This is a genomic window from Burkholderia sp. AU4i, assembly GCF_000466765.1.
GTDB classification, from domain to species: domain Bacteria; phylum Pseudomonadota; class Gammaproteobacteria; order Burkholderiales; family Burkholderiaceae; genus Burkholderia; species Burkholderia cepacia.
In genome coordinates, this window is the sequence record NZ_ASSI01000013.1 from 33,309 (window position 1) to 43,608 (window position 10,300).

A 10,300-nucleotide genomic window follows, 5' to 3' on the forward strand; every position below is an offset into this window, starting at 1 on the left:
AACGAAGTGAGCGTGGGGGTCGTTTCATGTCAGCGCTCCGGCTACGAGGGACGCGCTCAGGAAGCGTCCCGGCAAATACGGTTCGATATCGATGGGCGGCCGCTCGCCGGCCATCAGCGAGGCGACGAGCCGCGCGCTGCCCGGCGCGGTCGTCACGCCGAGCCCTTCGTGCCCGACCGCGAGCCACACGCCCGGCCGTGCCGGGTGCTCGCCGAGCAGCGGCAGGCCGTCGGGGCTCGCGGAACGGAACCCCGTCCATGCGCGAATGCCGTTCAGGTCGGTCAGGTCCGGCAGATAGCCCACCGCGCGGCGCAGCATGCGCGCGAGCACGGGCGGCTCGACTTGCGCGTCCTCGGTATCGAACTGGCGCGACGAGCCGATCAGCAACTGGCCGGTCGGCCGCGGCTGCACGTTGAACGCGACCGACGTGCCGTCGCTCGCATGCGCGCTCGCCGCATAACCCAGCTCGACGAGCTGGTGCGACACCTGGCCCGGATAGCGGTCGGTAATCAGCAGATGGCCCTTTTTCGGGCGCAGCGGCAGTTCGGGCAGCAGCGTGCGCGCCGCAACGCCGTTCGCGACGACCACCCGCTCCGCGCGCAGCGTGTCGCCGCTGGCGAGCGTCACGCTCGGGCCGTCGACCGCGACGGCGCGGTCGCGCCGCAGCGTGATGCGCGGCGCGCGCTGCAGCAGCCAGTTCGCGGTGACGGGCGCATAGAGGATCGCGTCGCCCGGAATCTTCAGCGCACCGCCGAGGCCCGCGCGCAACATCGGCTCCAGTTGCGCGAGCGCCGCCGCGTCGACCAGTTCGCCGGTCACGCCGTGCGCGGCGAGCGCCGCCTGCTTCGCTCGCGCGAGATCCATCTCGTGCGCATCGGCCGCGAGCCACAGCGTGCCGCAGTTGCGGTACGCGCAGCCTTCGGGCATCTCGCCGCTCAGCGCGCGCCACAGTTCGATCGAGTAATGGCTCAGCGCGAGTTCGGCCGCGTTGTCGTCCATCGCGACGAGGTGCCCCATGCCCGCGCCGGTCGCCCCGCCGCTCGCGTCGTCGACGACGAGCACGCGCAGCCCGCGCTGCGCGAGTTCGTGCGCGCACGCGGCGCCGACGATGCCGGCGCCGATCACGACGACATCCGTCTTCGCGTCGCTCACGGCGCGATACCCCAGCCGAACGGATCGTCTTCCTCGATCAGGAGCGTCGCTTCCGCGCTCAGGTGCGCACTGCCGCGGATCGTCGGCACGATCCCGCCGTCGGCTTCTTCGTAGCTCGCGTGGAACACGCTGCCGATCACGCTCGCCTGCCGCCACACGACGCCCGGCGCGAGCTTGCCGTCGGCCGCGAGGCACGCGAGCTTCGCGCTCGTGCCGGTGCCGCACGGCGAACGGTCGTACGCGAGGCCCGGGCACAGCACGAAGCTGCGGCTGTCGTGCTCGGGATCGTCGGCGAACAGCTCGATGTGGTCGATCTCGCCGCCGTTCGCGCCGGTGATGCCCGCACGTTCGAGCCCTTCGCGCACGGCCGACGCATACGCGGTGAGCGCCGCGACGTTGTCGCCGGCGACGCGCTGCCCGTGGTCGCTGATCAGGAAGAACCAGTTGCCGCCCCACGCGATGTCGCCCTTCACGGGGCCGTAACCCGGCACGTCGAGCGCGACGCCCTTCGCATGGCGATACGCGGGCACGTTGCGCACGCTGACCGACAGGTCGTCGTGCAGCGTCGCCTCGACGGTACCGACCGGCGTTTCGATCCGGTGCACGCCGGGCGCGATGCGCCCCATGTGGTGCAGCGTGCGCACGACGCCGATCGTGCCGTGTCCGCACATCCCGAGATAGCCGCTATTGTTGAAGAAGATCACGCCGGCCGCCGCATCGGGCGACACGGGCTCGCACAGCAGCGCGCCGACCAGCACGTCGCTGCCGCGCGGCTCGAGGATGCATGCGGTGCGGTAGCGGTCGTGCTCGCGCGCGAGCACGTCGCGGCGCTCGGCCATCGTGCCGCTGCCGAGCGCGGGGAAGCCGGACACGACGAGCCGAGTGGGTTCGCCGCCCGTGTGCGAATCGATGATCTGGATGCGCTTCATCATGAGCCGTCCGAAGTGGGGAAAGGAGCATAGCTTCCTCCGTCGCGCGTCCGTCCGCTTGTGGCTTTTCGATGAGGACGACGACGAAATCGGCATAGTGCGAGGCACCCTTCGCGCCCCTGCCGGCCGCTGTGCCGATTTCGTCATTTTGCTCCGCGATACGACTCAAGCGTGATGGGCATTTGCGCGGCGATACTGGTTGCCACACCGACACACCCGTCGGCCGACCGATACGAACGTAGGAGATTTCAGTGAGCCGCAAAGCCATTCAATGGACCGGGGTTTTCCCGGCCGTCAGCACCCAGTTCAAGCCGGATTTTTCCCTCGACATCGACGCCACGCACCGCGTGGTGAAGAACCTGGTGAACGACGGCGTGTCGGGCCTCGTGGTCTGCGGCACGGTCGGCGAAAACACGTCGCTGTCGACGAGCGAGAAACTCCAGGTGATCGAGGCCGCCCGCGACGCGGCAGGCGGCAAGATTCCGGTGATCGCCGGCATCGCCGAATTCACGACCGAATTCGCGCGCAACACGGTGCGTGAAGCGCAGCGCGTCGGCGTCGACGGCGTGATGGTGATGCCCGCGCTGGTCTACTCGGCCAAGCCGCACGAAACCGCCGCGCACTTCCGCGCGGTCGCGACGAGCACCGACCTGCCGGTGATGGTCTACAACAACCCGCCGATCTACAAGAACGACGTGACGCCCGACGTGCTGATCGCGCTGCAGGATTGCGAGAACATCGTCTGCTTCAAGGATTCGTCGGGCGATACGCGCCGCTTCATCGACCTGCGCAACGCGGTCGGCGATCGCTTCGTGCTGTTCGCGGGCCTCGACGACGTCGTGGTCGAGAGCATCGCCGTCGGCGCCGAAGGCTGGGTGTCGGGCATGTCGAATGCGTTCCCGAAGGAAGGCGAGACGCTGTTCCGCCTCGCCAAGCAAAAGCGTTTCGACGAAGCGCTCGCGCTGTACCGCTGGTTCATGCCGCTGCTGCACCTCGACGCGCGCCCCGACCTCGTGCAGTGCATCAAGCTGTGCGAAGAGCTGGTCGGCCGCGGCAGCGCGATCACGCGCCCGCCGCGCCTCGCGTTGCAGGGCGACACGCTCGCGGAAGTGAAGGCCATCGTCGCGAAGGCGCTCGAAACGCGCCCGGCGCTGCCCGACGTCGGTCTCTGATCGACTTCCCCAGCGGCGGCTTGCAGGCTTTCCCCCTGCGCGCCGCCGTCTCCGGTCCGGCATGGCCTGCAGGCCCGTTCGCCCCGGCGCCCGCCTGCGCCGCGCGTGAACGGCCCGCGGCCCGCCCCGGTCGTTCGAACCGGGCGACGCCGGCCGGCAGGCGTGCGCCGCTGCTCCGTCGGAGCGCGGCGCATTCGACGCCTGCACCGCCATTCCCCCAGGAGACAAGCCCATGCCAGGCCAAGGCAACGCACACCCGTCTGTCCCGCTTTCCCGTTCCGCGCACCCCGACGCGGGTCACGGCAAGTTCAAGAAACAGCTGTCGCTGACCGATCTCACGTTCATCGGTCTCGGCGCCATTTTCGGTTCGGGGTGGCTGTTCGCCGCGAGTCACGTGTCGACGATCGCGGGCCCGGCCGGCATCTTCTCGTGGCTGCTCGGCGGCTTCGCGGTGCTGCTGCTCGGCATCGTCTACTGCGAACTCGGCGCCGCGCTGCCGCGCGCGGGCGGCGTGGTCCGCTACCCGGTGTTCTCGCACGGCCCGCTGCTCGGCTACCTGATGGGCTTCATCACGTTGATCGCCTTTTCGAGCCTGATCGCGATCGAAGTCGTCGCCGCGCGCCAGTACGCGGCCGCGTGGTTTCCGGGCCTGACGGTCGAAGGATCGAGCGACCCGACGACGATCGGCTGGCTCGTGCAGGCCGCGCTGCTGTGCTTCTTCTTTTACCTGAACTATTCGAGCGTGAAGACGTTCGCGAAGGCGAACAACATCATCAGCGTCTTCAAGTTCATCGTGCCGCTCGCGGTGATCGGCGTGCTGTTCACGTTCTTCAAGCCCGCGAACCTGACCGTGCACGGCTTCGCGCCGTTCGGCATGCCGGGCATCGAGATGGCCGTGTCCGCCGGCGGCATCATCTTCGCGTACCTCGGGCTCACGCCGATCGTGTCGGTCGCGAGCGAGGTGCGCAATCCGCAGCGCACGATCCCGATCGCGCTGATCCTGTCGATCCTGCTGTCGACGCTGATCTACGTGCTGCTGCAGCTCGCGTTCATCGGCAGCATCCCCACCGCGATGCTCGCCGGCGGCTGGCACGACATCAGCAAGGCGTTCACGCTGCCGTACCGCGACATCGCGCTGGCACTCGGCGTCGGCTGGCTCGCGGTGATGGTCGTCGCGGACGCGATGATCTCGCCGAGCGGCTGCGGCAACATCTACATGAATGCGACGCCGCGCGTGGTCTACGGCTGGGCGAAGACGGGCACCTTCTTCAAGGTGTTCACGCGCGTCGACGAAGCGTCGGGCATCCCGCGCGCGGGCCTGTGGCTCACGTTCGGCCTCGCGATCTTCTGGACGATGCCGTTTCCGTCGTGGGAAGCGCTGATCAACATCGTGTCGGCCGCGCTGGTGCTGAGTTATGCGGTCGCGCCGGTCTCGGTTGCCGCACTGCGCCGCACCGCGCCCGACCTGCCGCGGCCGTTCCGCGCGAGCGCGTTCGGCATCACCGGCCCCGCATCGTTCGTGATCGCCGCGCTGATCGTCTACTGGTCGGGCTGGAGCACGGTGTCCTGGCTGCTCGGCCTGCAGATCGTGATGTTCGTCATCTATCTCGCGTGCCGCCGCTGGGTGCCGACCGCGCACCTGAGCCTCGCCGAGCAGGTGCGCTCGTCCGCGTGGCTGATCGCGTTTTATGCCGCGATGATCGTGCTGTCGTATCTCGGCGGCTTCGGCGGCACGGGCCGGCTCGCCCATCCGTACGACACGGTCGTCGTCGCGGCCGTCGCGCTCGTCATCTACTACTGGGGGGCGAATACCGGCGTCCGTTCCGGCAAGCTGCAGCTCGACGACGACGAGGACTGACGCGCCCCCGCCGTTTCCCATGATCCCTTCGGCCGGGCGCCCCACGCCCGGCCCCTGTTTTTTTCCGAGGAAAACCATGCAACTCACAGGTCAGCTCCTGATCGGCCAGTCCGCCGTCGCCGGACAGAACGGCACCCTCCACGCGATCGCCGCCGCCACCGGCGAACGGCTCGAGCCCGCCTTCGGCGGCGCGAGCCTGCACGACCTGGAGACGGCCTGCGCGCTCGCCGACGACGCGTTCGACATCTATCGCGAAACGTCGCTCGAAGTACGGGCAGCGTTTCTCGACGCGATCGGCCGCCACATCATGGCGCTCGGCGACGACCTGATCGAGCGCTGCGTCGTCGAAACAGGCCTGCCGCGCGCGCGCATCGAAGGCGAGCGCGGCCGCACGGTCGGCCAGCTCGCGCTGTTCGCGTCGCTCGTGCGCGACGGCGGCTTTCTCGACGCGCGGATCGATCCGGCGCGCCCCGAACGCAAGCCGCTGCCGCGCGTCGACCTGCGCCTGCGCAACGTCGCGGTCGGGCCGGTCGCCGTGTTCGGCGCGTCGAATTTCCCGCTCGCGTTCTCGGTCGCCGGCGGCGATACGGCGTCGGCGCTCGCGGCCGGCTGCCCGGTGATCGTCAAGGCACATTCGGCGCATCCCGGTACGTCGGAACTCGTCGGCCGCGCGATCCAGCAGGCCGCGCGCGAATGCGGGATGCCGGCCGGCGTGTTCTCGCTGCTGTTCGACGCATCGCGCGAGATCGGCCAGGCGCTCGTCGCCGATCCGCGCATCAAGGCCGTCGGTTTCACCGGCTCGCGCCGCGGCGGCGTCGCGCTGATGCACATCGCGGCTGCGCGCCCCGAGCCGATTCCCGTCTACGCGGAAATGAGCTCGATCAATCCCGTGCTGCTGTTTCCCGCCGCGCTCGACGCGCGCCACGACACGATCGCGCCGCAGTTCGTCGCATCGCTCACGCTCGGCGCCGGCCAGTTCTGCACGAATCCGGGCCTCGTGCTCGCGGTCGACGGGCCCGCGCTGCGCGCGTTCGAAGCTGCGGCGGCCGATGCCGTGCGCGCGGCAGCCGCGCAAACGATGCTGACACCGCACATCCACGCGAGCTACGCGCAAGGCGTCGCGGCGCTGCGCGGGCACGATGCGGTCGAACGGCTGGCGGAAGGCGTCGAGGGCGGTCGCTACCAGGCCCGCGCGGCACTGTTCGCGACGTCGGCCGACGCGTTCATCGCACGCCCCGAACTGCGCGAAGAAGTGTTCGGCCCCGCTTCGCTGATCGTGCGCTGCGCGGACGCCGACACGCTGCATCGCGTGCTGAAGTCGCTCGAAGGCCAGCTGACGATCGCCGCGCATCTCGCCGATGGCGACGCAGCGCTGTTCGCCGCGCTGCGCCCGACGCTCGAGCGCAAGGCCGGCCGCATTCTCGTCAACGGCTTCGGCACGGGCGTCGAGGTCGGCCATGCGATGGTGCACGGCGGCCCGTTCCCGGCGACGTCCGACACGCGCACGACGTCCGTCGGCGCGCGTGCGATCGAGCGCTTCCTGCGCCCCGTGTCGTATCAGGACCTGCCGGATGCGTTGCTGCCGGACGCGATCCGCAACGGCAATCCGCTGAACGTGCCGCAGCGCATCGACGGCGTGCCCGCGCCGCGCGAGGTGAACCATGTCTGAGCAAACCGCCGAAGTCGTCCTGTCGCTCGATGAAGTCCACGCGCTCGCGCTGCGCGTGCTGACGCACCACGGCATGTCCGACGCTCATGCCCGGGCCATCGCCAACGTGATCACGCAGGGCCAGCGCGACGAATGCCATTCGCATGGCGTGTACCGGCTGCTCGTCTGCGTGCGTTCGCTGAAGAAGGGCAAGGTCGATCCGCAAGCCGTGCCGACGCTGCGCCGGCTGTCGTCGTCGATCGTCGCGGTCGACGCGCATCGCGGCTTCTCGCTGCTGAGCTTCGAAACGGGCCTGCCGGTGCTCGTCGAGATGGCGAAACAGCACGGCATCGCCGCGATGACGATCAACCATTGCTACCACTTCTCCGCGTTGTGGCCGGAAGTCGAGGCGATCGCGGCCGAGGGGCTGGTCGGCATCGCGATGAATCCGAGCCATAGCTGGGTCGCGCCGGAAGGCGGCAGGGAGCCCGTGTTCGGCACGAACCCGATCGCGTTCGCGTGGCCGCGCCCGGGCGGCGTGCCGTTCGTGTTCGACTTCGCGACGAGCGCGATCGCACGCGGCGACATCGAGCTGCATGCGAAGCAAGGCAAGGCGATCCCCCCGGAATGGGCGATCGACGCCGATGGCCGGCCGACCACCGATCCGAAGGCCGCGCTGCAGGGCGCGATGCGCACGTTCGGCGGTCACAAGGGGTCGGCGCTCGCGGCGATGGTCGAGTTGCTCGGCGGCGCGCTGATCGGCGACATGACGAGCCGCGAGTCGATGGACTTCGACGAAGGCGTCGGCGCGACGCCGTGCCATGGCGAACTCGTGATCGCCTTCGACCCGAAGGTGTTCCTCGGCGACGATCTCGACACGGGGCTCGCGCGCGGCGAGCGGATGTTCGAATCGATCGTCGCGCAGGGCGCGCGGCTGCCGTCGCAACGGCGCTTCGACGCCCGCGCGCGCAGCATCGCGAACGGCGTGCGGATTCCGAAGGCGCTGTACGACGAGATCCTGACGCTGCTCGACTGATCGCCCGCGCACGGGGCCGGATCGCGCGGCGATCACCGATCGATGCGCGGCCCGGCACCTCCCCGCCCGGTCGCGCGGCCGTTCCGCGGCCTTCGGCACGTTTTACGCCGGGCATGCCTGCGGCGCCGGTTGCCGGCCCCGCGGGCGCCACGCCCGCGGCGGCTGTGGGATAATCGCCGGGTTTGCCCAGGGCGCAGCTCAAGAGGTTGTTCGCACGGGCGCGAGAGAGGCCCTTATTCCCCGTGCCTCCACCCTTTTCCCGCGATATTTCTTCAGCAACGACAATGCCCACTTACCGTTCCAAAACTTCCACCGCCGGCCGCAACATGGCGGGTGCGCGCTCGCTCTGGCGCGCCACCGGCATGAAAGACGACGATTTCTCGAAGCCGATCATCGCGGTCGTCAACTCGTTCACCCAGTTCGTGCCCGGGCACGTGCACCTGAAGGATCTCGGCCAGCTCGTCGCGCGGGAGATCGAGGCTGCCGGCGGCGTCGCGAAGGAATTCAACACGATCGCGGTCGACGACGGCATCGCAATGGGCCATGACGGCATGCTGTATTCGCTGCCGAGCCGCGACATCATCGCGGATTCGGTCGAATACATGGTGAACGCGCACTGCGCGGACGCGATGGTCTGCATCTCGAACTGCGACAAGATCACGCCGGGGATGCTGATGGCCGCGATGCGCCTGAACATCCCGGTGATCTTCGTGTCGGGCGGCCCGATGGAAGCCGGCAAGACGCGCCTCGCGAACCCGGTCACCAAGACCGTCGAACTGAAGAAGCTCGACCTCGTCGACGCGATGGTGATCGCGGCCGACCCGTCGTATTCGGACGCCGACGTCGCCGAAGTCGAACGCTCGGCCTGCCCGACCTGCGGTTCGTGCTCGGGGATGTTCACCGCGAACTCGATGAACTGCCTGACCGAAGCGCTCGGCCTGTCGCTGCCCGGCAACGGCACCGTGGTGGCCACGCACGCCGATCGCGAGCAGCTGTTCAAGCGCGCCGGCCGCCGGATCGTCGAGCTCACCCGCCAGCACTACGAGCAGGACGACGAACGCGTGCTGCCGCGCTCGGTGGGCTTCAAGGCGTTCGAGAACGCCATGACGCTCGACATCGCGATGGGCGGTTCGACCAACACGATCCTGCACCTGCTGGCGATCGCGCAGGAAGCCGGCATCGACTTCACGATGAAGGACATCGACCGCCTGTCGCGCGTCGTGCCGCAGCTGTGCAAGGTCGCGCCGAACACGAACAAGTACCACATCGAGGACGTGCACCGCGCAGGCGGCATCATGGCGATCCTGGGCGAGCTCGACCGCGCCGGCAAGCTGCACACCGACGTGCCGACCGTGCACGCGCCGTCGCTGAAGGATGCGCTCGACCAGTGGGACATCGTCCGCACGCAGGACGATGCGGTCCGCACGTTCTACCTGGCCGGTCCGGCCGGCATCCCTACGCAGGTCGCGTTCAGCCAGGACACGCGCTGGCCGAGCCTCGACCTCGACCGCGCGGAAGGCTGCATCCGCTCGTACGAGCATGCGTTCTCGAAGGAAGGCGGCCTCGCCGTGCTGACGGGCAACATCGCGCTCGACGGTTGCGTGGTGAAGACGGCCGGCGTCGACGAGAGCATCCACGTGTTCGAAGGCTCGGCTCACGTGACCGAATCGCAGGATGAAGCGGTCGAGAACATCCTCAACGACAAGGTCAAGGCCGGCGATATCGTGATCGTCCGCTACGAAGGCCCGAAAGGCGGCCCCGGCATGCAGGAGATGCTCTACCCGACCAGCTACATCAAGTCGAAGGGGCTCGGCAAGGCATGCGCGCTGCTGACGGACGGCCGTTTCTCGGGCGGTACGTCGGGCCTGTCGATCGGCCACTGCTCGCCGGAAGCCGCGGCGGGCGGCGCGATCGGCCTCGTGCGCGACGGCGACAAGATCCGCATCGACATCCCGAACCGCACGATCAACGTGCTCGTGTCCGACGAAGAGCTGGCGCGCCGCCGCGAAGAGCAGAACGCGAAGGGCTGGAAGCCTGCGCAGCCGCGTCCGCGCAAGGTGTCCGCCGCGCTGAAGGCCTACGCGAAGCTGGTCATGTCCGCCGACAAGGGTGCCGTGCGCGACCTGTCGTTGCTCGACGACTGACGCGAGCAGCACCGCCGGCTGCCCGCCACGCGCAGCCGGTCGGCCTGGGGGCAGGACAACCCGCCCGCACCGCTGTGGAAGCCGCTCTCCGGAGCGGCTTTTTTTCGTCCGGCGCCCGGGAATCCCCGGCGCCGGCGACATCAGTGACGGAAATCCTCGGGGCCACCGCCTCCGCCACCACCGTGGTTACCGCCACCGTTTCCACCACCTTGCGGCCGCGCATAACCGCCGCCGCCCCCGCCTCCCTGACGCACCGGCGGCGGCATCGGACGCCCCTCGCCTCCCTGATGCACCGCCGGCGGCATCGGACGCGCGTCGCCACCCGGCGCGGGCGGCGGGCGCAGCACGGCAGATCGGAAGA

The 10,300-nt window shown here is 69.3% G+C and carries 7 protein-coding genes; 5 read left to right on the forward strand and 2 right to left on the reverse strand.

Annotated elements, in window-relative coordinates; all coding sequences use genetic code 11:
* Positions 1-24 precede the first annotated feature (24 nt).
* Positions 25-1,152 (reverse strand): NAD(P)/FAD-dependent oxidoreductase, encoded by a 1,128-nt coding sequence (locus L810_RS01930; RefSeq protein WP_021156665.1) that lies wholly within the window; start codon positions 1,150-1,152, stop codon positions 25-27.
* Complete coding sequence (locus L810_RS01935) at positions 1,149-2,081, reverse strand: 4-hydroxyproline epimerase (protein WP_021156666.1); 933 nt, start codon at positions 2,079-2,081, stop codon at positions 1,149-1,151. Before L810_RS01935 ends, L810_RS01930 begins: the two co-directional genes overlap by 4 nt.
* A 251-nt stretch (positions 2,082-2,332) precedes the next feature.
* On the opposite strand from L810_RS01935, the gene L810_RS01940 reads away from it, so the two are divergent.
* From L810_RS01940 to ilvD, 5 genes are all read left to right on the forward strand, one after another.
* On the forward strand, positions 2,333-3,253 hold the full coding sequence (locus L810_RS01940) for a dihydrodipicolinate synthase family protein (protein WP_011547925.1): 921 nt from the start codon (positions 2,333-2,335) through the stop codon (positions 3,251-3,253).
* 232 nt (positions 3,254-3,485) lie between these two features.
* On the forward strand, positions 3,486-5,111 hold the full coding sequence (locus L810_RS01945; protein ID WP_021156667.1) for an APC family permease: 1,626 nt from the start codon (positions 3,486-3,488) through the stop codon (positions 5,109-5,111).
* Between the two features lie 76 nt (positions 5,112-5,187).
* Complete coding sequence (locus L810_RS01950) at positions 5,188-6,780, forward strand: aldehyde dehydrogenase (NADP(+)) (protein ID WP_021156668.1); 1,593 nt, start codon at positions 5,188-5,190, stop codon at positions 6,778-6,780.
* A complete protein-coding gene (locus L810_RS01955; protein WP_021156669.1) occupies positions 6,773-7,795 on the forward strand; it encodes an Ldh family oxidoreductase in 1,023 nt (340 codons plus the stop codon). Before L810_RS01950 ends, L810_RS01955 begins: the two co-directional genes overlap by 8 nt.
* 284 nt (positions 7,796-8,079) lie before the next feature.
* Complete coding sequence (gene ilvD / locus L810_RS01960) at positions 8,080-9,939, forward strand: dihydroxy-acid dehydratase (protein ID WP_042972837.1); 1,860 nt, start codon at positions 8,080-8,082, stop codon at positions 9,937-9,939.
* Positions 9,940-10,300 lie beyond the last annotated feature (361 nt).

Coding starts and splice junctions, on each gene's coding strand:
- L810_RS01935 (WP_021156666.1), bottom strand. CDS start 2,081: ATGAAGCGCATCCAGATCATCGATTCGCACACGGGCGGCGAACCCACT.
- L810_RS01945 (WP_021156667.1), top strand. CDS start 3,486: ATGCCAGGCCAAGGCAACGCACACCCGTCTGTCCCGCTTTCCCGTTCC.
- L810_RS01950 (WP_021156668.1), top strand. CDS start 5,188: ATGCAACTCACAGGTCAGCTCCTGATCGGCCAGTCCGCCGTCGCCGGA.
- L810_RS01955 (WP_021156669.1), top strand. CDS start 6,773: ATGTCTGAGCAAACCGCCGAAGTCGTCCTGTCGCTCGATGAAGTCCAC.
- ilvD (WP_042972837.1), top strand. CDS start 8,080: ATGCCCACTTACCGTTCCAAAACTTCCACCGCCGGCCGCAACATGGCG.